Annotated in this window: 21 protein-coding genes; 10 read left to right on the forward strand and 11 right to left on the reverse strand. The window is 74.1% G+C overall.

Translation table 11 applies throughout. The features are described 5' to 3' along the window. Positions 1 to 30 precede the first annotated feature (30 nt). From ACFOSY_RS00165 to ACFOSY_RS00175, 3 genes are read right to left on the reverse strand one after another with little or no spacing between them, the layout of a single operon-like run. Positions 31 to 1041: an ABC transporter permease gene (locus ACFOSY_RS00165; RefSeq protein WP_394304687.1), complete on the reverse strand. Its 1011-nt coding sequence runs from the start codon at positions 1039 to 1041 to the stop codon at positions 31 to 33. Then, positions 1038 to 1925 carry an ABC transporter ATP-binding protein gene (locus tag ACFOSY_RS00170; RefSeq protein WP_394304688.1) on the reverse strand — a complete coding sequence of 296 codons (888 nt, stop codon included), beginning with the start codon at positions 1923 to 1925 and terminating at the stop codon, positions 1038 to 1040. Before ACFOSY_RS00170 ends, ACFOSY_RS00165 begins: the two co-directional genes overlap by 4 nt. Further along, positions 1922 to 2347, reverse strand: a complete 426-nt coding sequence (locus ACFOSY_RS00175; RefSeq protein ID WP_394304689.1) for a GntR family transcriptional regulator — start codon at positions 2345 to 2347, stop codon at positions 1922 to 1924. Before ACFOSY_RS00175 ends, ACFOSY_RS00170 begins: the two co-directional genes overlap by 4 nt. A gap of 158 nt (positions 2348 to 2505) precedes the next feature. Between ACFOSY_RS00175 and ACFOSY_RS00180 the strand changes: the two genes are divergently transcribed. From ACFOSY_RS00180 to ACFOSY_RS00200, 5 genes are all read left to right on the forward strand, one after another. Further along, positions 2506 to 3057, forward strand: coding sequence for an RNA polymerase sigma factor (locus ACFOSY_RS00180; protein ID WP_367459699.1), 552 nt, complete (start codon positions 2506 to 2508; stop codon positions 3055 to 3057). Next, entirely contained in the window at positions 3054 to 3905 is an 852-nt protein-coding gene (locus ACFOSY_RS00185) for a zf-HC2 domain-containing protein (RefSeq protein WP_394304690.1), read from the forward strand. Before ACFOSY_RS00180 ends, ACFOSY_RS00185 begins: the two co-directional genes overlap by 4 nt. A 69-nt stretch (positions 3906 to 3974) precedes the next feature. Further along, positions 3975 to 4835, forward strand: a complete 861-nt coding sequence (locus ACFOSY_RS00190; protein ID WP_394304691.1) for an ABC transporter ATP-binding protein — start codon at positions 3975 to 3977, stop codon at positions 4833 to 4835. Beyond that, positions 4832 to 6358 carry an ABC transporter permease gene (locus tag ACFOSY_RS00195; protein ID WP_394304692.1) on the forward strand — a complete coding sequence of 509 codons (1527 nt, stop codon included), beginning with the start codon at positions 4832 to 4834 and terminating at the stop codon, positions 6356 to 6358. Before ACFOSY_RS00190 ends, ACFOSY_RS00195 begins: the two co-directional genes overlap by 4 nt. After that, a complete protein-coding gene (locus ACFOSY_RS00200; RefSeq protein WP_394304693.1) occupies positions 6355 to 7080 on the forward strand; it encodes an ABC transporter in 726 nt (241 codons plus the stop codon). The genes ACFOSY_RS00195 and ACFOSY_RS00200 overlap by 4 nt, the downstream gene beginning before the upstream one ends. On the opposite strand, the gene mshD is transcribed toward ACFOSY_RS00200, so the two are convergent. Beyond that, positions 7040 to 7966, reverse strand: coding sequence for a mycothiol synthase (mshD, locus tag ACFOSY_RS00205; protein ID WP_394304694.1), 927 nt, complete (start codon positions 7964 to 7966; stop codon positions 7040 to 7042). The two genes, ACFOSY_RS00200 and mshD, sit on opposite strands and share 41 nt — an antisense overlap. Positions 7967 to 8144: 178 nt before the next feature. Between mshD and ACFOSY_RS00210 the strand changes: the two genes are divergently transcribed. After that, positions 8145 to 9968 (forward strand): bifunctional metallophosphatase/5'-nucleotidase, encoded by a 1824-nt coding sequence (locus ACFOSY_RS00210; RefSeq protein WP_394304695.1) that lies wholly within the window; start codon positions 8145 to 8147, stop codon positions 9966 to 9968. A gap of 77 nt (positions 9969 to 10045) precedes the next feature. Here the strand turns inward: ACFOSY_RS00210 and ACFOSY_RS00215 are convergent, their stop codons facing one another. From ACFOSY_RS00215 to ACFOSY_RS00245, 7 genes are all read right to left on the reverse strand, one after another. Then, on the reverse strand, positions 10046 to 10231 hold the full coding sequence (locus ACFOSY_RS00215; RefSeq protein WP_031023659.1) for a DUF1737 domain-containing protein: 186 nt from the start codon (positions 10229 to 10231) through the stop codon (positions 10046 to 10048). A 13-nt stretch (positions 10232 to 10244) separates the two neighbouring features. Then, on the reverse strand, positions 10245 to 11714 hold the full coding sequence (locus tag ACFOSY_RS00220; protein WP_394304696.1) for a HAMP domain-containing sensor histidine kinase: 1470 nt from the start codon (positions 11712 to 11714) through the stop codon (positions 10245 to 10247). Next, complete coding sequence (locus ACFOSY_RS00225) at positions 11711 to 12445, reverse strand: response regulator transcription factor (protein ID WP_394304697.1); 735 nt, start codon at positions 12443 to 12445, stop codon at positions 11711 to 11713. The genes ACFOSY_RS00220 and ACFOSY_RS00225 overlap by 4 nt, the downstream gene beginning before the upstream one ends. Before the next feature lie 161 nt (positions 12446 to 12606). After that, the gene (locus ACFOSY_RS00230; RefSeq protein ID WP_394304698.1) at positions 12607 to 13653 is read right to left on the reverse strand and encodes a S1C family serine protease; all 1047 of its coding nucleotides are present in this window, start codon (positions 13651 to 13653) and stop codon (positions 12607 to 12609) included. Positions 13654 to 13762: 109 nt separating this feature from the next. Beyond that, entirely contained in the window at positions 13763 to 14785 is a 1023-nt protein-coding gene (locus tag ACFOSY_RS00235) for a LacI family DNA-binding transcriptional regulator (protein ID WP_006133971.1), read from the reverse strand. A gap of 146 nt (positions 14786 to 14931) precedes the next feature. Further along, positions 14932 to 15711: a response regulator transcription factor gene (locus tag ACFOSY_RS00240; RefSeq protein ID WP_394304699.1), complete on the reverse strand. Its 780-nt coding sequence runs from the start codon at positions 15709 to 15711 to the stop codon at positions 14932 to 14934. Further along, positions 15708 to 15833: a hypothetical protein gene (locus ACFOSY_RS00245; RefSeq protein WP_394304700.1), complete on the reverse strand. Its 126-nt coding sequence runs from the start codon at positions 15831 to 15833 to the stop codon at positions 15708 to 15710. Before ACFOSY_RS00245 ends, ACFOSY_RS00240 begins: the two co-directional genes overlap by 4 nt. 167 nt (positions 15834 to 16000) lie before the next feature. Here ACFOSY_RS00245 and ACFOSY_RS00250 point away from each other — a divergent pair, with 167 nt between their 5' ends. From ACFOSY_RS00250 to ACFOSY_RS00265, 4 genes are all read left to right on the forward strand, one after another. Next, complete coding sequence (locus tag ACFOSY_RS00250; RefSeq protein WP_394304701.1) at positions 16001 to 16885, forward strand: alpha/beta hydrolase; 885 nt, start codon at positions 16001 to 16003, stop codon at positions 16883 to 16885. Between the two features lie 114 nt (positions 16886 to 16999). After that, a complete protein-coding gene (locus ACFOSY_RS00255; protein WP_006133968.1) occupies positions 17000 to 17254 on the forward strand; it encodes a MoaD/ThiS family protein in 255 nt (84 codons plus the stop codon). 3 nt (positions 17255 to 17257) lie between these two features. Continuing rightward, positions 17258 to 18325 carry a hypothetical protein gene (locus tag ACFOSY_RS00260; protein ID WP_394304702.1) on the forward strand — a complete coding sequence of 356 codons (1068 nt, stop codon included), beginning with the start codon at positions 17258 to 17260 and terminating at the stop codon, positions 18323 to 18325. 584 nt (positions 18326 to 18909) lie between these two features. Continuing rightward, positions 18910 to 19650 carry an LmeA family phospholipid-binding protein gene (locus tag ACFOSY_RS00265; RefSeq protein ID WP_394304703.1) on the forward strand — a complete coding sequence of 247 codons (741 nt, stop codon included), beginning with the start codon at positions 18910 to 18912 and terminating at the stop codon, positions 19648 to 19650. The last annotated feature ends 95 nt before the right edge of the window (positions 19651 to 19745 follow it).

Genomic DNA, 19745 nt, shown 5'->3' on the forward strand with positions numbered 1-19745 from the left:
TGGACACACCCCCTTGTCGTGTCCCGCGCGTCAGCCCCGCGCCGTCCCCGTGGTGCGGCGCACCACCTGGAACGCCGCGTACGTCAGCAGGGCGGCGACGGCGAGCAGGATGCCGGAGGCGACCAGCTGGAGCGGCCAGAAGTGGCTCTCGGGGTGGAAGTCCCGGTAGAAGCTGACGGCGCCCAGCTCGTCCAGGGTCGCGCGGCAGCCGTGCATCGAGCCGCTGACGCAGGGCGCCGCCAGCCGGTCGCCGTCGGCGGTCAGGACGCCCTCGCCGACATGGAGGCCCGATCCGGACGGGCCGGTCGCCAGGTCGCTGACCTTGGTGACCGGGGACCACAGATGCGGCAGGGCGGTGTGCACGAGGGCCCACAGCACGCCGAGCGCGACGGCGGCCGTGGCGAGCGCGGCCATGGCCCGGCGCAGCAGCAGTCCCGCGAGGACGCCGAGGGCCAGTCCGGCGAGCGCGAGGGCCAACGGGACGGTGCCGTTGGCGTAGAAGGTGGCGGCGTCGTGCCACGGCTTGGTGTGGTCGACACGGTTCTCGCCCGCGGTCCACGCCATGCGGTGCAGCCAGGCCGTCAGGCCCGTCGCCGTGAGGGTCAGCACGGCCGGGAGGGCGAGCCGGTGGGCCAGCCAGCGGGCCGGGGAGACGCTCTGGGTCCAGGCGAGGCGGGCCGTGCCGGACTCCAGCTCGCGCCCGGTCAGCGAGCCGCCGGCCCAGGCGGCGACCAGGAACGGCAGGACGAGCACGGCGAACGTCGTGTAGTTGTACAGGTCCTTGTAGGCCAGGATCGAGTCTTGGTCGTAGGAGCAGCGCGGGGTGAAGCCGCAGGCGTCGTACTCCTTCCAGGCGGCCGCCGAGGCGTCGGTGAGCGGGCCGCCGAGCCACAGCAGTGCCGCGCCGAGCAGCAGCGTGACCGCCGCGCCGGTGACGACGGCCGGGCGGTGCAGCCGCAGCAGCCAGCGCAGCTGGCGGGACGCGGCGCCGGTGCGGGCGGCGGGAGGAGCGGCCGGCGTGGTGGTCAGGGCGGCGGTCATGCGGCGGCCTCCGTGGTCTCGGGCGCGGGGGTCAGGGCCGGGGCCGTGGGGTTGCGCAGGTAGGACAGGACGAGGTCCTCGAGGGACGGCGTGCCGGTACGCCAGTCGGCGGGCAGCGCGCCGGCCGGGCGGATCAGCGCGCCGAGCTGGCGGCCGGTGGTGCGGGACTCGACGACCTCGTGCGGCGCGAGGTCGGCCGCGGCGGGGGCGGTCACCCGGGTGTGGGCGGCCAGCAGGTCGTCGATGTCGCCGTCGAGCCGGATCCGGCCGCCGCCGACCAGCAGCAGGTGGTCGCAGGAGTCCTCCAGCTCGGCGACGACGTGCGAGGACATCACGATGGTGGTGCCGTGGGCGGCGGCCTCGCCCATCAGAAGACCCATCAGTTCGTGCCGGGCCAGCGGGTCGAGGTCGGCCATCGGCTCGTCGAGCAGCAGCAGTTCGGGCCGCTTGCCCAGGGCGAGGGCGAGCGCGACCCGGGTGCGCTGGCCGCCGGAGAGGGCGCGGATCCGCCGGTCCGGGTCCAGGTCGCCGCCGGCCACGACCCGCCGCGCGGTGTCCGCGTCCCAGCGGCCGGGGTTGAGGTCGGCGCCCATCAGCAGCGTCTCGGCCACCGTGAGCTGCGGGTACAGCGGCTTGTCCTGGTCGACGAAGCCCACCCGGGCGCGGGCGGCGGCCGGGGCGGCGCCGAGCACGCGGACGGTTCCCTCGGTGGGCGCGAGCAGCCCGGCGGCCAGCGCGAGGAGGGTGGACTTGCCGGCGCCGTTGGGGCCGACGACGGCGCACACGCGTCCGGCGGGCAGCCGGAAGGAACAGTCGCGCAGCGCCCAGGCGCGCCGGCCGAAGCGCTTGCCGAGCGCGTCCGCCTCGAGGGCCGGGACGGTCATGACGGGTCTCCCTGTGGGGTGTGCGCAGGCGCGGGGTGCGCGGCCTGCTGCGGATAGTGCGTCTCGATGACGGCGGTGAACAGCGCGGCGACGTCCTCCCGTTCCAGCCCGGACCGCCGGGCCCGGGCGGCCCAGTCCTCCAGCTCCGCGCGCAGCGGGGAGTCGGCGGGGGCCGCGCCGAGGGAGCGGCGCACGAAGGTGCCGAGGCCGCGCCGGGCCTCGACCAGGCCCTCGCGCTCCAGCTCCCGGTACGCCTTGAGCACCGTGTTCGGGTTGACGGCCGTGGCCTCCACGACCTCGCGGGCCGTGGGCAGCTTGTCGCCGGGGGCCAGCATGCCGAGCCGGATCGCCTGCTTGGTCTGCTGCACGATCTGGACGTAGGTGGCCACGCCGCTGCGCCGGTCGATGCGGTAGTCGACCACTCGACAACCACCCTTTCACTAATTGAGTAGTGAAAGGGTGGTGCAGAGGGGGTGCGAAAGTCAACCGCGGATCCGATCGCGAACCCGGCCGCGGATCCGATCGTGAATTCGGCCGCGGATCCGTGAACCGATCGGCAGGGCCCGTCCGATGAGGAGACGTGAGCGAGATGAGAAGCGACGGCGAGCTGCTGCGCGCCGTCACGGCCGACGGCGACCGGCGCGCCTTCGAGGAGCTGTACCGCAGGTACGCGCCGTGGCTGACCGCGCGCATGCGCACCCGGTGCGCCGACGCGGCCCTCGTCGACGACGTCGTGCAGGAGACCTTCCTCGCGGTGTGGCGCGGCACGGCCCGCTGGCGCGAGGACGCGGCGGGCGCGGACGCCGCCGGCTGGCTGTGGCGGATCGCCTCACGCCGGCTGGTCGACGCCCTGCGCGGGGCCGGGGCGCGGGGGCGGCTGCGGCAGACGCTGGCGCGGCTGCGCCACCGGGACGAGGTGTCGGCGGAGGAGCGCGTGCTCGCGGGGGTCGAGCACGGGGACCTCGCCGGCGCCCTGGTGCGGCTGTCGCCGGAGCTGCGCGCGGTGCTCCAGGCGACCGTGGTCGACGGGCTGACCACCCGTGAGGCCGCGGTCCTGCTCGGCATCCCGCCGGGCACGGTCAAGACGCGGGCGATGCGGGCCCGCAGGCAACTCCGGGAGGCGCTGGCATGACGTACGAGGACACGCGCTGGCACGTGCCGGAGGACGACCTGCGGGCCTACGCGCGCGGCGGGCTGGAGCCGCCCGCGCTGTGGTCGGCCGACACCCACCTGACCGCGTGCGCGCACTGCCGTACCGTCCTCGCGGGCCTCGGCGACCCCGTCGCCCTGGACGCCGGCTGGGAGCGGCTGGACGCCGAACTCGACGCGCCCCGGCCCGGACCGCTGGAGTCGCTGCTGCTGCGGCTCGGCGTCCCCGGCCACACGGCCCGGCTGCTGGTCGCCACCCCGGCGCTGCGCCGCTCCTGGCTGGGCGCGGTGACCGCCGTGCTGCTGCTCACCGCGGCCGTCACCGCCGGGCACGCCGAGGGCGGCCGGCCCACCCTCTTCCTCGCCCTCGCCCCGCTGCTGCCGCTCGCCGGGGTGGCGCTGTCGTACGGGCCGAGGACGGACCCGACGTACGAGATGGCCGTGGTCGCGCCCCTGCACGGCTTCCGGCTGCTGATGATCCGCACGGTCGCCGTGCTGACCGCCGCCCTGGGCCTGAACGGCCTGGCCACGCTCGCCCTGCCCGGGTACGGGCTGCTCGCCCTGAGCTGGCTGCTGCCCGCGCTCGCCCTCACCGCCACGGCGCTCGCCCTGTCGGCCCGGCTCGGCGCCGTCCTGGCGCCCGCGCTGACCGGCGGCGGCTGGGTCGCGCTGCTGCTCGTGGCGGACGCGGTCCGCTCCGGCGGCCAGGAGACCCTCGCCCCGTTCACCGCGGCCGGACAGGGCGTGGCCGCGGCCGTCGCCGTGCTCGCCGCCGGACTGCTGGTCCTGCTCCGGGACCGCTTCGACCTCAGCCGGGACCCCGTGGTCTGACCGCGCCCGGCTTCCCGCCGGCCGGGGCGCGACCGCCCCGGCCCCCACCACCTGTCACGGGAGTTCCCCATGTCCCCCACCGTCTCGGCCTCCGGGCTGAGCCTCCACTACGGCGCCACCCGCGCCCTGGACGACGTGTCGCTGCGGCTGTCCCCCGGCGTCACCGGGCTGCTCGGCCCCAACGGCGCGGGCAAGACCACGCTGCTGCGGGTCCTCGCCACCGCCGTGCCGGCCGACCGGGGCGCCTTCACCGTGCTCGGCCACGACCCCGGCACCTCGCGCGGCCGCCAGGAGGTCCGCCGCCGGCTCGGCTACCTGCCGCAGACGCCCGGCTTCCACCCCGACTTCACCGCCTTCGAGTTCGTCGACTACGTGGCGATCCTCAAGGAGCTGACCGACCGCGCCGCCCGCCACCGCGAGGTGCGGCGGGTGCTCGACGAGGTCGGCCTGGGCGACGTGCGCGGCAAGCGGATCCGCAAGCTGTCCGGCGGCATGCGCCAGCGGGTCGCGCTGGCGGCGGCGCTGGTCGGCGACCCGGCGTTCCTCGTCCTCGACGAGCCCACCGTCGGCCTCGACCCCGAACAGCGCATGCGGTTCCGCGAGTTGATCGCGACCGCCGGCGAGGGCCGGACGGTGCTGCTGTCCACCCACCAGACCGAGGACGTGGCGATGCTCTGCCACCGGGTCGTCGTCCTGGCCGGCGGCACCGTCCGCTTCGACGGCACCCCCGCCGAGCTGACGGCACGGGCCGCGGGACGGGTCTGGAGCAGCGAGGACCGCGACCCGGGCGCCCTGGCCGGCTGGCGCACCGGACTCGGCACCTTCCGCAACGTGGGCGACCCGCCCTCCGGCGCGGACCTCCTCGAACCGACCCTCGAGGACGGCTACCTGCTCACCCTGGACGGCGCGGGCGCGGAGGTGACCGCATGACCACGGCCACCACCACGGCCCCGGCCGCCCCGGCCCCCGTGACCTCCCCGCCCGCCGCCTCCTGGGCGGCCGTGTCGGCCCTCGCCCGCTTCGAGACGGGCAGGCTCCTCACGCGCGTGCCGGTGCTCGTCGCCCTCGCGGTGTACGTGGCGTGGACCGTGTGGCGCACCCGCGTCTCGTTCGACGGCTTCCCCGCGCTCCAGGACGCCGACCGCGCCACCCAGGGCGGGCCGCTGCTGGTCGGCCTCGCGGTGCTGCTGAGCGCCAACCAGGCCGTGCTGCGCTCCCGGCGCCACGACACCGACCGGCACCTCTCCGTGCTGGTGCTCCCGCGCTGGGGGCGCACGGTCGCGCACCTGCTGTCCGTCGGGGCGGCGGCCCTCGTCGTCGCGGTGTGCGTGGGCGGGCAGTTCGCCTGGGAGGCGCTCAAGCCGGGCGCGGTCGGGCACGGCTCGCCGGCCGAACTCCTCGTCGGCCCGCTGTCCGTGCTGCTCCTCGGCGGGTTCGGGGTGCTGCTGGCCCGGCTGGTCGGCGCGCCCTTCGCGGCGCCGCTGCTGATCGTCGTCCTGCTCTTCCTCGCCACCTTCCTCACCGGCTTCTCCGGTGACGGCTGGACGCGGTGGCTGATGCCGTCCGTCGGCACGTACAGCGTCGTCACCCTGCCCTCCGACCTGATCGGCCGCCCCGCCGCGTGGCACGCCCTCTATCTGGGCGGCTTCGCGCTGACCCTGATGGCGGCGGCGGTGCTGCTGTCCGGCGGGGCCCGGCTGCGGACCGCGCAGGCCACGGTCGCCGCGGCGGTGGCGCTGACCCTCGTCGGCGTGGTCGGCCAGTCCCGGGACGTGCCGGAGGAGATCACCGAGGCGCGCGTCCGGGCCTCGGTCACCCCGGAGAAGCTCCACACCTGCGTCGAACGGGGCGCCACGACGTACTGCGCCTTCCCCGAGTGGGTGCCGCGCACCGACGACTGGGCCGGCGCCGTCGACGACGTCCGCGCCCTGGCCGGAGGCGACGCGCAGGACCGCCCGCTGGTGGTACGGCAGCGCGTCGAGGCGCGCTACGGCCTGGACGCCGACACGATCCTCGCCCCGCTCACCCGCCCCGGCGACGTGACCGTCGGGACGGCCTGGGGCGGCAACCGGGTGCCCGAGTTCACGATCGCGGTGGCCGGGGTGCTGGTCACCGGCTCCGAGGACACGGTGGCCGAGCTGTGCGACGGCCGCATGGTCACCGTGATGTGGCTGGCCCTCGCGGGCCGCCCCGACCCGGTCGCGGACCTGCGCCGGGTGCGGATCGACGACAGCGACACCGGGTCGGCGATCGTCGTCTCGCAGACGGAGCCCCTGCGCATGACTGCCGCCCACACGGAACTGCTGCGCGAACTGCTGGAGCTGCCGCGCGAGAAGACCGCCGCGAAGGTGAAGGCCGCTTGGGCCGAGCTGACCGCCCCGAAGGTGACGACGGACCGGGTGGCGCGGGTGCTGGGCCTGGAGAAGCCGGAGGGGGAGGACGAGTGTCTGTGACCGGAACCCGGGCGCCCGGAGACACCCCGGTGCGCGAGGCCCGGCGGGGCGTCCTCGCCGTCCAGCTGATACGCCCCGTCGCCCGCGCCGTGCCCTGGCGGGCGCTCGTCGCGGGCGGGGTGCCCGGACTGCTGGCCGCCGCGCTGCCCAGGCTGGCCGGCGACGACGTCACCCCCTGGGCCGGAGTGACCGCCCTGCGGGCCGCCGCCCTGTGCGGTGCGCTGGGCGCCGCGTTCCTGCTGGACGACCCGGCCCGGCGGACCACCGCCGCCGTGCCCGTGCGCCGCGCCCTGCGGCACGCGCTCAGGTACGCGCTCCTGGTGCCGCTCGCCGCCGCGTGGTGGACGGCGGCCCTGCTGCTGGTCCCCCAGGAGGCGCGGCCCCCGGCCGGGGACGTCACGCTGGAGGCGGCGACGGCCCTCGCGCTCGCCCTGGCCGGCGCGTCCTTCGCGGTGCGCCGCCGGGGCTCCGGCCGGCCGGGTCAGGCGGTCGCCGCGGCCCTGGTGGTGGCCGCGGTCCTGGCGCCGCTGCTGAGCCCCCCGCACTGGGCGCTGTTCACCGTGCCCGACGATCCGCGCTGGGCGGACGGCCACGGTCACTGGACGCTGCTGCTGTGCGCGGCGCTCCTTGCGGTCGCGGTGTGCTGCGCCGAACCGGTCCGCCGGCGCACGCTCCGGACGCTCAGGTCTCCGTCCGGTACATCAGGTCCGTCTCGTGGGTGACGAAGCCCAGCCGCTCGTAGACCGACACCGCCGCCTTGTTGTCGGCGTCGACGTACAGCATCGCGGTGGGCAGGCCACGGTCCGCGAGGTGCCGCAGCCCGATCGTCGTCAGCGCCTTGCCGAGCCCCCCGCCCTGGGCGCCAGGGGCGACGCCGAGGACGTACACCTCGCCCAGGCCCTCGTCCGCGTGCACCTTGGTCCAGTGGAAGCCGGTCAGGTGCCCGTCACGCTCCGCGAGGAAGAAGCCCTCCGGGTCGAACCACGGCTCGGCCTTGCGGTCGTCGAGGTCCCGCTGGGTGAGGGAGCCCTGCTCGGGGTGGTGGGCGAACGCGGCGGCGTTCAGCGCGAGCCAGGCCGCGTCGTCCCGGCCGGGCTCGAAGGTGCGCACGGTCACGCCCTCGGGCAGCACCGGGTCGGGCAGGTCGAGTCCCGCCAACGGCCGCCGCATCTGCCGTAGTTCGCGGAACAGCGTCAGCCCGAGCACCTGGGCCAGGTGCCGGGCGGCGGAGTGCCCGCCGTGCGCCCACACCCGCAGCCGCTTGCCCGACGCGGCGAGCAGCGCCGTGCCGAGCGCCCGCCCGTGCCCCTGCCCCCGGTAGGAGGGGTGCACCACCAGCTCCGCGGCGGGCGGCTCCACCGGGTCGGTGTCCTCCAACTGGGCGTACCCGACGAGGTCCTCGTCGACCGTCAGCAGCAGATGCGAGACGCCCTCCCGCTCCCCGCCGCGCAGTTGCAGCCGGCCCTGCTCGGACACGGCCTGCTGGCCGTCGGCGCGCGCCGCCTCGTCGAGCAGCGCGAGAACCGCGTCGACCTGCGCCTGGTCGAGCACGGTGTACGTCTGGAGCGAACGGGGGCGGCCGGGCCGGGAGAACGCGTCGCTGGTCATGCGTACGAGGGTACGAGGACGAGGGGACGGCGCGGCGAGGGGGCGGCGGCGTGGCGCGCACGGCCCGCGACGGCGGCGGCGGGAAAGATAAACCAGGTCGTAACCCGGAAGCCCCTGTCGCGCTACGCGCGTTGACCCTAGGCTGCGCCGGTACCCACTCGCACCGACAGGGGGGCGTATGCCAGCCACATCCCCGGCGCACCCGCGCCGCAGACGCCGTACGAACCGTCTCCTCGTGACCGCCGCCGGTGTCCTCACCGTCGGCGCCCTGGCCGCCGCGGCCCTGCCCGGGGCGGCGAGCGCGGGCGAGCAGGGCGGCAAGGGCCACGGCCACGGCCACCAGCACGGCCGCTACCAGGACGTGCAGCTGCTGTCCTTCAACGACCTGCACGGCAACCTGGAGCCGCCCACCGGCTCCTCCGGCCGGGTCACCGAACTCCAGCCGGACGGCACGACGAAGACGATCGACGCGGGCGGCGCCGAGTACCTGGCGACGCACCTGCGCCAGGCCCGCAAGGGCAACGCGTACTCCATCACCGCGGCCGGCGGCGACATGGTCGGCGCGTCCCCGCTGATCTCGGGCCTGTTCCACGACGAGCCCACCATCGAGGCGCTCAACAAGCTCGACCTGGACGTCACCTCCGTCGGCAACCACGAGTTCGACGAGGGCGCCAAGGAGCTGTCCCGCCTCCAGAACGGCGGCTGCCACCCGACGGACGGCTGCTACACCGACAAGAAGTTCCAGGGCGCCGACTTCCCGTACCTGTCGGCCAACGTCCTGAACGAGAAGACCGAGAAGCCTCTCCTCAAGCCCTACTGGGTGTGGAAGAAGAGGGACGTCAAGGTCGGCTTCATCGGCGTGACCCTCGAGGGCACCCCGAACATCGTGTCCGCCGAGGGCGTCAAGGGCCTCGTCTTCAAGGACGAGGTCGAGACGATCAACAAGTACGCCAAGGAGCTGCGCCGCAAGGGCGTGAAGTCCATCGTGGCGCTGATCCACGAGGGCGGCTTCCCGGCCTCGCAGAACTACAACTACGACTGCGACGCCCCGGGCGCCGGCGACGGCATCTCCGGCCCCATCGCGGACATCGCGAAGAACGTCTCGCCCGAGGTGGACGCGCTGGTCACCGGCCACACCCACAACGCGTACGTCTGCACCATCCCCGACCCGGCGGGCAACCCCCGCATGGTCACCTCCGCCGCCTCCTTCGGCCGGCTCTACACCGACACCACGCTGACGTACGACCGCCGGACCGGCGACATCGCCCGTACGGCCGTGAAGTCCGCGAACCACGTGGTGTCCCGGGACGTCCCCAAGGCGCCCGACATGACCCGCCTGATCGACAAGTGGAACACCCTCGCCGCCCCGATCGGCAACCGCCCGATCGGCTACATCTCCGGCGACGTCGTCAAGGACGGCACCGAGTCCCCGCTGGGCGACCTCATCGCCGACGCGCAGCTGGCGTACGCCCGCACGCTCGACCCGGAGACCGACCTCGCGCTGATGAACCCGGGCGGCATCCGCGCCTCCCTCACCTACGCGGCGAGCGGCGGCGAGGGCGACGGCGTGGTGACCTTCGCGGAGGCGTTCACGGTCCAGCCGTTCGCCAACACGGTCAACCTGCAGACCTTCACCGGCGAGCAGCTGATCCAGGCGCTCAAGGAGCAGGTCGGCGGCTCCAACGAGGCGGCCCCGAAGATCCTCCAGGTGTCCGGCGGCCTCACCTACACCCTGGACCTGACGAAGTCCGGGGCCGACCGCGTGGTCACGGACTCGATCCGGCTGAACGGTGAGGCGATCGACCCGTCGGCGAGCTACCGCGTCGCGACGAACAGCTTCCTCGCGGGCGGCGGCGACGGCTTCGCCACGCTCGGCCAGGGCGCCGACGAACTGGTCGGCGACGACGACCTGAAGGCCCTGGAGCAGTACCTGACCGCCAACTCCTCGGCCGGCTCCCCGCTGGCCCCGCCGGCGGCGGACCGCATCACGATCGTCCGGTAGACCCGCGTCACGGACAGGGCCGGCGCACACCACACGGTGGGCGCCGGCCCTTTTCGTGTTCCAGCGCTCGGCGTCTTCTAGCCCTCGGCGTCCCACACCACCGCCTGGGCGACGATCACCCGCTCACCGTCGAAGGTCACGGCCGGCCCCTCGTGCAGCCGGTACCCCAGCGCCAGCGCCTCGCTGACCCGTCGGCAGAACGCGGAGTCGTCGGGCCCGGTCAGGACGCGGTAGACGGGCAGCCCGTCCGGTGGATTCGCCATGCGCCCCAGCGTTTCACGCGGCGCCGGGAACACCCGGGGGAGGGGTCGGGGCGCCCGGGAGGCGGATGGCGGCGGTGGTGCCGCCGCCCTCGGCCGGGGTGAGCGCGACCGTGCCGCCCGCCTGCTGCACCGTGCGCGCCACGATGGACAGCCCGAGTCCGGAGCCGGGCAGGGCGCGGGCGCCGGGGGAGCGCCAGAAGCGGTCGAAGACGTGCGGGAGTTCGTCGGCCGCGATGCCGGGGCCGTGGTCCCGGACGGTGAGCACGCCGTCGGCGAGCCGCACCTCGACCGTGCCGCCCGGCGGGCTGAACTTCACCGCGTTGTCCAGCACGTTGACCACCGCCCGCTCCAGCGCCGCCGGTTCGGCCCGCACGTACCAGGGACGCAGATCGGCCGTGACGGTCAGCTCCGGGCCGCGCAGCCGGGCCCGGCGCAGGGCCGCCTCCACCACGTCCTGCCAGGCGACGATCTCCACGCGGCCCGCCTGATGGCCCGGGTCCGGGCGGGACAGCTCCTGGAGGTCCCCGATCAGCGCGGCCAGCTCCGTCATCTGCGCCTTCACCGAGTCGAGCAGCGCCTTGCGGTCGGCGGGAGGAAGCGGCCGCCCGGTGTCCTCGCTGCGGGTCAGCAGCTCGATGTTGGTGCGCAGCGAGGTGAGCGGGGTGCGCAGCTCGTGCCCGGCGTCCGCGATGAGCTGCTGCTGGAGGTCGCGGGAGCTGGCGAGCGCGGACGTCATGGAGTTGAAGGAGCGCGACAGACGCGCGATCTCGTCCTCCGCCTCCTCCTCCACGGGGATGCGGACGCCCAGGTCCTCGGTGCGGGCGACGTGTTCGACGGCCTCGGTGAGCTTGTCGACCGGGCGCAGTCCGGTCCGCGCCACGGCGAGCCCCGCGGCGGCCGAGCCGAGCACCCCGACGCCGGACACCAGCAGCAGGATCAGCGCCAGGTCGTTCAGCGTGGACTGCGTGCCCTTCAGCGGGACCGCCACGATCACGGCCGCGTGGGTGCTGGTCAGCGTGGACGGGTCGTTGATGACCAGCGGCAGGGTCAGCGCCCGGACGTCGTCGCCGTCCTGGTCGGTGCCGTCACGGAAGATGCCGCTCGACCCGCCGGCCGCGTTCTCGATCACCCGGCGGTCCGACGCGGTGACCTTCACGCTCCCCACCGAGCTGGGGAACAGGCAGACCGTGCCGTCCTCCTTGACCACCTGCGAGTACGTGTACTGGAAACCGCCCGAGCCGTTGTCGCGCGGGGTGTCCGTGCAGTCGGTGAGGGCGCTGCGGATCTCGTCCACCCGCTGCGGGCCCTGGAGCACGGTCGCCTTCTTCAGATCCTCGTCGACCTGCTCGTACAGCTTGCCCTGGACGATGAACCAGCAGGTCACCGACACCGCGGCCACCGCGAACGCGACGGCGGCGGCGACCAGCAGGGACAGCCGCGCCCGGATCGGCAGGGCGCGGAAACGGCGCACCGGTCCGCTCACTCCGCGCCGCCCTGCCGCAGCACGTACCCCACCCCCCGCACCGTGTGCACCAGGCGCGGCTCGCCGCCCGCCTCGGTCTTGCGGCGCAGGTACATCACGTACACGTCCAGCGAGTTGGACGACGGCTCGAAGTCGAAGCCCCACACCGCCTTCAGGATCTGCTCCCGGGTCAGCACCTGACGCGGGTGCGCCATGAACATCTCCAGCAGCGTGAACTCCGTGCGGGTCAGCTCCACGGGGCGTGCGGCCCGGGTCACCTCCCGCGTGGCCAGGTTCATGGTCAGGTCGGCGAAGGTGAGGACGTCGTCGGTCTCCGCGGACGCGGCCACCGCCGCCGCGTACGAGCTGCGCCGCAGCAGCGCCCGGATCCGCGCGAACAGCTCGTCCAGCTCGAACGGCTTCACCAGGTAGTCGTCCGCCCCCGCGTCCAGCCCCGTCACCCGGTCGCCCACGGTGTCCCGCGCCGTCAGCATCAGGATCGGCGTGGTGTCGCCGGTGGCGCGGATACGGCGGGCGGCGGTCAGGCCGTCCATCCGGGGCATCTGGATGTCGAGCACGAGGAGGTCGGGCCGGCGGGCCGCCGTCTTCTCCAGGGCGTCCACGCCGTCGACGGCCTCCTCGGTGTCGTATCCCTCGAACGCCAGGCTGCGCCGGAGTGCTTCGCGCACCGCCGGCTCGTCGTCGACGATCAGGATGCGCTGCGGGGCACGGTCGCCGTCTGCGGGGCTCATCGGGTGGCGGGTCCTTCGTCTGCGCGCCGCGCGTCGGGCGCGGCGGGGGAGGGGAGAGGCTGAGGGATCGGTCGGGCTGTCGGAGCTGTCAGAGCTGTCGGGGTGGGTCGGGCTGTCGGGGCTGTCGGATCCTCAGCGTCGCATGTTTCCCGGTTCGCGCGTCAGCTGCCCGCACCGGCCCGCAGCTCCGGCAGGTCCGCCTTGAGCGTGTTCACCGGGATCGCGAAGCCCAGGCCCACGCTGCCCGCCGTGGACGACTCCGCGCCGCTCGGCGCGTACATCGCGGAGTTGATGCCGATGATGTTGCCGTTCATGTCGATCAGCGCGCCGCCGGAGTTGCCCGGGTTCAGCGAGGCGTCGGTCTGGATGGCCTTGTACGTGGTCGTGGAGCCGCCGGTGTCGCCGTTGAACTCCTGACCCTCGAACTCGAAGGGCCAGCCGCCGCCGCGCTGCCACTGCTGCTGCCCCTGGCTCTCGTCCGTGGACACCGTCACGTCCCGGTCGAGCGCGGAGACGATGCCGCTGGTCACCGTGCCGGTGAGACCCTCGGGCGAGCCGATCGCGACGACCTGGTCGCCGACCTGCACGCCGTCCGAGTTGCCGAGCGTGGCGGCCTTGAGACCGGAGGCGTCCTCCAGCTTGATCAGCGCCAGGTCCTTGGCGGGGTCGGTGCCGACGACCTGGGCGCTGTAGGTCTTGCCGTCGCTCGTCCGCACCTGGATCTGCGAGGCGCCGGCCACCACGTGGTTGTTGGTGACGACCTCGCCGTCCTCGGTGACGATCACCCCGGACCCGGTGGCCGAACCGGACGACGAGGCGGCCTTGATCTCCACGATGCTGGGGCTGACCGCCTTGGCGACCCCGGCGACGGTGCCCTTGAGGGAGGCCGGCACCACGTCGGTGTCCGCGGCGGAGGACGCGGCGACCCCGGTGGCGGAGCCGCCGGTCAGCTCCTGCACCCCGTAGGCGGTGGTGCCGCCGACCGCGGCGGCGACGATCGCCACGGCGACGAGCAGCTTGGCGGGGCCTCGGCTGCGTCGGTGCGCGGGAGTGGCGGGTGCTGCGAAGGCCGCGGGGGTCGCGGCGGCCGGGGGAGCCGCGGGGACGCCCGCGGGCTGCGGGGCGTGGGCCGGCGGGGGCGGCCACTCGGGGTTCACCGGGGACGGACCGTACTCGGGGACGCCACTCGGGCGGGAGTTCTCGCTCATGCCTGAGAGCGTCCCGCCGGAGGATGAGAGCTTCGTGAGGGAGGGCTGAGAAGCCCGGCAGAAGTGTGTATGCCCGATATAAGGACGTGAGGGGTCCTGCCCCTGCCCCCTAGGAACAGCCGCAGGACTGGCGGAGGACCAGGCGGGACGGGAAGACCTTCAACCGCTCCCGGCGGGAGCCGGCCACGCGGAGGCCGTCGTCCAGGACCAGGTCGACCGCCGCGCGGGCCATCGCCGAGCGGTCGGAGGCGACCGTGGTCAGCGGCGGGTCGGCCAGCGCCGCCTCCTTGATGTCGTCGAACCCGGCGACCGCCAGCTCGCCGGGCACGTCGATGCGCAGCTCACGCGCGGCGCGCAGCACACCGATGGCCTGGTCGTCGGTGGAGCAGAAGATCGCGGGCGGCCGGCGCGGCCCCGACAGGATCTCCAGCGCGACCCGGTAGGCGTCGTAGCGGTTGTACGGGGCCTCGAAGAGGCGCCCCTGAGTGGCTATCCCGGCCTCGTCCATCGCGCGCCGCCAGCCCTCGACGTGGTCGGAGACCGGGTCGCCGACGGAGGGCGTCTCCGCCGTACCGCCGACACAGGCGACGTACTCGTAGCCGTGCTCCAGCAGATGGCGCACGGCGAGCTGCGCGCCGCCGAGGTCGTCGGTGACGACGGCGACGTCGTCGATCGCCTCCGGCCGCTCGTGCAGCAGCACCAGCCGGGCGTCCCACGCCTCGATCTCCGCCGCGGCCAGGTCGTTGAGCGCGTGGCTGACCAGGATCAGGCCCGAGACCCGCATGCCGAGGAAGGCGCGCAGATAGTGGACCTCGCGCTCGGCGATGTAGTCGGAGTTCCCGACCAGCACCATTTTCCCGCGCTCGGACGCGGCCTGTTCCACCGCGTGCGCCATCTCGCCGAAGAACGGCTGACGGGCGTCCGGCACGATCAGGCCTATGAGATCCGTGCGCCGGGACGCCATCGCCTGGGCGACGCGGTCGGGCCGGTACCCCAGCTCCTTGATCGCTGCGAGCACCCGCTCGCGCGTGGCCGGGGCGACCGGCCGGGGTCCGTTGTTGATGACATAGCTGACGACCGCGGTCGACGTCCCCGCCAGTCGCGCCACATCATCCCTGGTTACCTTGGCCACGCGCGGAGTCTACGCGGATATATCCCCTCCGGGCAGGGCGTGCCGGAGGTTGTGAACAGCGGGAACGGCAGAAGAGCGGCGGATGAGCGCCGGAAGGGCGGAAGAACGGCTCGTCTGCGCGAGCGCGCCGCTCATGCGTGCGACCCTCAGGCCTTCGCCCGTGCCCCGTCGGCGTCCCGCGCGGCCGTCTCGTCCGCTTCCGCCGCCTTTTGCCGGGCGCCCTTCGCCTTGGCCTCCTCGGCCGCGCGCTCCACCTTCTCCGGCGTAACGAATCGATAACCCACGTTCCGCACGGTGCCGATCAGCGACTCGTGCTCCGGGCCGAGCTTGGCGCGCAGACGGCGTACGTGCACGTCGACCGTGCGGGTGCCGCCGAAGTAGTCGTAGCCCCAGACCTCCTGGAGCAGCTGGGCGCGGGTGAACACCCGGCCGGGGTGCTGCGCGAGATACTTCAGCAGCTCGAACTCCTTGAAGGTCAGGTCCAGGACCCGGCCCTTCAGCTTCGCGGAGTACGTCGCCTCGTCCACGGAGAGGTCGCCGTTGCGGATCTCCATCGGGGAGTCGTCGTTGACGATCTGCTGGCGGCCCATGGCGAGGCGCAGCCGCGCCTCCACCTCGGCCGGGCCGGCGGTGTCCAGGAGGACGTCGTCGATGCCCCAGTCCGCGGTGACCGCGGCGAGGCCGCCCTCGGTCACGACCAGGACGAGGGGGCAGCCGGGGCCCGTGGAGCGCAGCAGCTGGCACAGGCTGCGGACCTGCGGAAGATCACGGCGGCCGTCGATGAGGATGACGTCGGCGCCGGGGGTGTCCACCAGCGCGGGGCCCTCCGCGGGCGCGACCCGGACGTTGTGCAGGAGCAGACCGAGGGCGGGGAGCACCTCCGTCGACGGCTGGAGCGCGTTGGTCAGGAGAAGGAGAGAACTCATCGGGTCGCCTCACCTGCTCGGATCATGGCCGCCCGGATCGTGGCCGCCTGGATCACGGCCGCCTGGATCGCGGCCGGCCGGAACACGGCCGTCCTGCGTTCGTGCACGGTTCGCTCGCCCATAACGTCTGGTTCCTCCTCGGTCCCTGCGAGGACGTTTACGGCATTGCTGCGTGCGTTCGACGGCCTGTACACCGGCGGTTTCCCGCGTTCGTATACAACACTTCCGAAAGCACAAAAGGACCCGGGGGCTTCGCTGCCCGAGTCCTCTTCGCAGCAGAATAGCCGACATGGGCACCGATGGGGCAGGTCATGTGGCGCGATCCACCATTCGTCCATATTCCGAGACACGGAATGTGACACGAGGCGGGGCGCCGATACGGACGTTCTTGCACACGGCGGACGGTGTGGCGATCGATTCCGTATACGAACCGGGGGGCGTTGTATACGGCCCTGACCCGGAGAACGGTGCGGGTGAATTCCGGGATGTCTCCCAGGGGGCCGAGGGGCCCGTTCTCGTGGTCGCGCACGGGTTCACCGGGGACGTGGACCGGCCCCACGTGCGGCGCGTCGCGCGGGCCTTCGCGCGGTACGGCGCCGTCGTCACCTTCTCCTTCCGCGGTCACGGGCGGTCCGGCGGACGGTCCACCGTGGGCGACCGGGAGGTGCTCGACCTCGCGGCGGCGGTCGCGTGGGCGCGGGAGCTGGGGCACACGCGGGTGATCACCGTGGGGTTCTCCATGGGCGGCTCGGTGGTGCTGCGGCACGCGGCGCTGGACGCGGGCGCGGTGGACGCCGTCGTCTCCGTGAGCGCGCCGGCGCGGTGGTTCTACCGGGGGACCGCGCCCATGCGGCGGCTGCACTGGCTGGTGACCCGGCCCTCCGGACGGCTGGTCGGGCGCTACGGGCTGCGCACCCGTATCCACCACCGCCAGTGGGACCCCGTGCCGCTGTCCCCCGTCGAGGCCGTGCCGCGGATCGCGCCGACGCCGCTGCTGGTCGTGCACGGCGACCAGGACGCCTACTTCCCGCTCGACCACCCCCGGATGCTCGCGGACGCCGCCGGCGAGCACGGGGAGCTGTGGATCGAGCACGGCATGGGGCACGCCGAGAACGCGGCGCCCGAGCCGCTGTTGGGGCGGATCGGGGACTGGGCGGTCGCACGGGCGGGCTAGCCTGAGCGTGTTCATCGGTGTGCGTCGGTGTTCGTCGGTGTCCACCGGGTCCACCGGGTCCACCGGGTTCACCGCGTCACCGTGTTCACCGGCAACCGATCGAGGAATCAGCAGATGGCAAAGGTCACGGTGCGGTACTGGGCCGCCGCCAAGGCCGCGGCGGGGGTGGCCGAGGAGCCGTACGACGCGGGCACGCTCGCCGACGCGCTCGCCGCCGTGCGCGAGCGGCATCCCGGCGAGCTCACTCGCGTGCTGCTGAGGTGCTCGTTCCTCGTCGACGGTGATCCCGTGGGTAAGCGCGCGCATGAGACGGTACGGCTGGCCGACGGCGGCACGGTCGAGGTGCTTCCGCCGTTCGCAGGAGGGTGAGGGATGACGAACCAGCCGTATGGGGGCTACGGGGCGCAGGAACCGTATGCGCCGTACCAGCAGCCGCAGACGCAGGCGCAGGCGTGGCCCGGGCAGGGGCAGGGACTGGGGCCCGGGCAGGGGTACGACGATCCGTACGCGGATCAGCAGCACACGCAGCAGTGGCAGGGGCAGACGTGGGAGACGCAGATGCAGCCGCCGGTCGCGCCGGTGACCGCGGCTGAGGAGACGTCGTATCTGCCGCCGCAGGGGGTTGCGGAGCCTGCTCCCGTGGCTGGGGTGGAGCCGGAGCCCGGGTACGGGCCGGCCACGCTTGCCGGGAACGCCCGGGTGACCGACGCGCAGCGCGCCCGGGCCGAGGGGCGGTCGCCGATCATCGAGCCCGGGATGCAGCCCGCGGTGCTGACGGCGGTGCTGGGGCTGCTGCTGGCGGGCGGGGCCGCGCTGGGGACGTACGCGCTGCTCGTGCCGCTGGTGGTGTTGCAGGGCGTGACCGCGGCCGGGTGGTTCCGGCTCAACGGGATGTGGCCGGCGCGGCAGGGCATCGCGCTCGGGTTCCTGGGGGCGCTGGTCGCGGACGCGGCGATGCTGGTCGCGGACCGGTCGCCGGGGGTGATCCTGGGGACGCTGGGGGTGTGGGTGCTGCTGTCGCTGATGCTGCAGCTGCGGTCGCACGCGGACCCCGACGAGCGGATGTACGGCCTGATGGCGACGGTGGTCGCGGCGGCGCTGGCGATCGCGGCGGGCGGATACCTGGCGGCGGACGCGGACGCGGTGGTCGTGGGGGCGGTCGCGGTGGCGGCGGCGATGGTCGCGCGGGCGCTGCCGTTGCCGACGGCGGTGTCGGTGGTGGTCGCGCTGGCGGTGGCCGGCGGGGCCGGGTTCGCGGTCGGCGGGATGGAGACGGACGGGGCGCTGATGGGGGCCGGGGCGGCGGTCTGCGCGCTGATCGGCCACAGGGTGGCGAGCTACGACTACCCGTCCCGCTTCGTCCACTTCACCGCGGGCGTCGCGCTGCCGCTGGCCGCGGCGGGCCCGGCGGTCTACATCCTGGGCCGAGTCTTCGCCTGAGGCGCGGATGCCTGCGGCGCAGGGTTCTGTCCGGTGGGGGTTGCGGCCGGACGCCTGCGGCGCAGGGTTGCGGTCCGGTGGGGGCGGGCGTAGCGCCTACGGCCGGTGGGTGGTGCGGGGCCGCGGCGGGGGTGGACGTCCTCGGTCTGGCGCGAGAGTGCGAGTTCACGAGGTACGGGACGAGGACGCGCCAGCCGCTGCGGGCGCCCACCCCCACCCCGCCCCCTCCCCGCCGTACGCGAGCCGCGGGCAGTCGCCCGCCAACCGCGGGCATTCGTGCCGCCTGGGGCGGCACGGGTGGGCGCGGCGGCACCTCGCTGGCGCCGAGTAGCGCCAACACCCCCCGGCCCAGCACCGACGCCGGTGCCTGTCGCACCCGCCCCACAGTCCCCGCACCGACGGGCGTCCCAAGGGCATCGCCCTCGGGTCCCCGCATCGACAGGGCGTCCCAAGGGCACCGCCCTTGGAGAACCCCCTGTCACAGGTGATCCACAATCCCCGCCACTCCCACCACCCCCGCACTACGCTCCCGTGAAGACGGCCACCGGCCGCCGGCCAAGTACACGTCAGGTGGGGGACTCCGCATGCGCGCACTGCGAATACTGTTGATCATCGCCGTGATACTCGGCGCCATCTTCGTCGCCGTCGACCGCATCGCCGTCCACCTCGCCGAGGGCGAGGCCGCAGACCGCCTCCGCGCCTCCGAGGGCCTGGCCTCCACCCCCGACGTGGACATCAACGGCTTCCCCTTCCTCACCCAGGTCCTCGGCGGCTCGCTCGACGAGGTGCAGGTCGGCATCTCGGACTACGAGGCCGGCGCCGGGGAGGGCGGCAAGACCATCCGCATCGCCGACCTCCGCGCCGACCTCAAGGGCGTCGAGTTCTCCGGCGACTTCGGTTCCGCCGTCGCCGACAGCGCCACCGGCACGGCCACCCTCTCCTACGACGAGCTGCTGCGGACCGCCAAGGCCGAGCCCACGCAGGTGGCGCCGGGCATCACCGCCGAGGTGGTGGCGCTGTCCGACGGCGGGAACGGAAAGATCAAGGTCGCGCTGGAGACCACCGTGCTCGGCACGAAGCTGCCCGAGCCGGTGCCCGTCCTCAGCTCGGTGACCGTGGTCGACGGGAACACCGTGCGGGTGCGGGCCGACGCGCTGCCGGTGCTGGGCGGGGTGGAGATCGCCGAGTCGCGGGTGCGGCGGATCACCGACTTCGAGCAGAAGATCGACGGACTGCCCGGCGGGATCAGCCTGGAGAAGGTCCAGGCGGCCGAGGACGGCGTGGAGGTCACGGTGACGGGTGAGGACGTACGGCTGGCCGGATAGGCGGGTGTCCGGTGGGCGAGACGGGGGCGTCCGCTGGACAGATGGGGTGGCTCGGGCCACGGGCCGGCGAGCGCTCGGGCGGGTGGATTTGCCGC

The sequence above is a fragment of the Streptomyces lusitanus genome, assembly GCF_042647945.1.
Lineage (GTDB): Bacteria > Actinomycetota > Actinomycetes > Streptomycetales > Streptomycetaceae > Streptomyces > Streptomyces pseudogriseolus.

Coding starts and splice junctions, on each gene's coding strand:
- ACFOSY_RS00265 (WP_394304703.1), top strand. CDS start 18,910: ATGCGCGCACTGCGAATACTGTTGATCATCGCCGTGATACTCGGCGCC.
- mshD (WP_394304694.1), bottom strand. CDS start 7,966: ATGACCAGCGACGCGTTCTCCCGGCCCGGCCGCCCCCGTTCGCTCCAG.
- ACFOSY_RS00215 (WP_031023659.1), bottom strand. CDS start 10,231: ATGGCGAATCCACCGGACGGGCTGCCCGTCTACCGCGTCCTGACCGGG.
- ACFOSY_RS00240 (WP_394304699.1), bottom strand. CDS start 15,711: ATGAGTTCTCTCCTTCTCCTGACCAACGCGCTCCAGCCGTCGACGGAG.
- ACFOSY_RS00260 (WP_394304702.1), top strand. CDS start 17,258: ATGACGAACCAGCCGTATGGGGGCTACGGGGCGCAGGAACCGTATGCG.
- ACFOSY_RS00165 (WP_394304687.1), bottom strand. CDS start 1,041: ATGACCGCCGCCCTGACCACCACGCCGGCCGCTCCTCCCGCCGCCCGC.
- ACFOSY_RS00195 (WP_394304692.1), top strand. CDS start 4,832: ATGACCACGGCCACCACCACGGCCCCGGCCGCCCCGGCCCCCGTGACC.
- ACFOSY_RS00255 (WP_006133968.1), top strand. CDS start 17,000: ATGGCAAAGGTCACGGTGCGGTACTGGGCCGCCGCCAAGGCCGCGGCG.
- ACFOSY_RS00245 (WP_394304700.1), bottom strand. CDS start 15,833: ATGGGCGAGCGAACCGTGCACGAACGCAGGACGGCCGTGTTCCGGCCG.
- ACFOSY_RS00250 (WP_394304701.1), top strand. CDS start 16,001: ATGGGCACCGATGGGGCAGGTCATGTGGCGCGATCCACCATTCGTCCA.
- ACFOSY_RS00190 (WP_394304691.1), top strand. CDS start 3,975: ATGTCCCCCACCGTCTCGGCCTCCGGGCTGAGCCTCCACTACGGCGCC.
- ACFOSY_RS00170 (WP_394304688.1), bottom strand. CDS start 1,925: ATGACCGTCCCGGCCCTCGAGGCGGACGCGCTCGGCAAGCGCTTCGGC.
- ACFOSY_RS00185 (WP_394304690.1), top strand. CDS start 3,054: ATGACGTACGAGGACACGCGCTGGCACGTGCCGGAGGACGACCTGCGG.
- ACFOSY_RS00210 (WP_394304695.1), top strand. CDS start 8,145: ATGCCAGCCACATCCCCGGCGCACCCGCGCCGCAGACGCCGTACGAAC.
- ACFOSY_RS00230 (WP_394304698.1), bottom strand. CDS start 13,653: ATGAGCGAGAACTCCCGCCCGAGTGGCGTCCCCGAGTACGGTCCGTCC.
- ACFOSY_RS00225 (WP_394304697.1), bottom strand. CDS start 12,445: ATGAGCCCCGCAGACGGCGACCGTGCCCCGCAGCGCATCCTGATCGTC.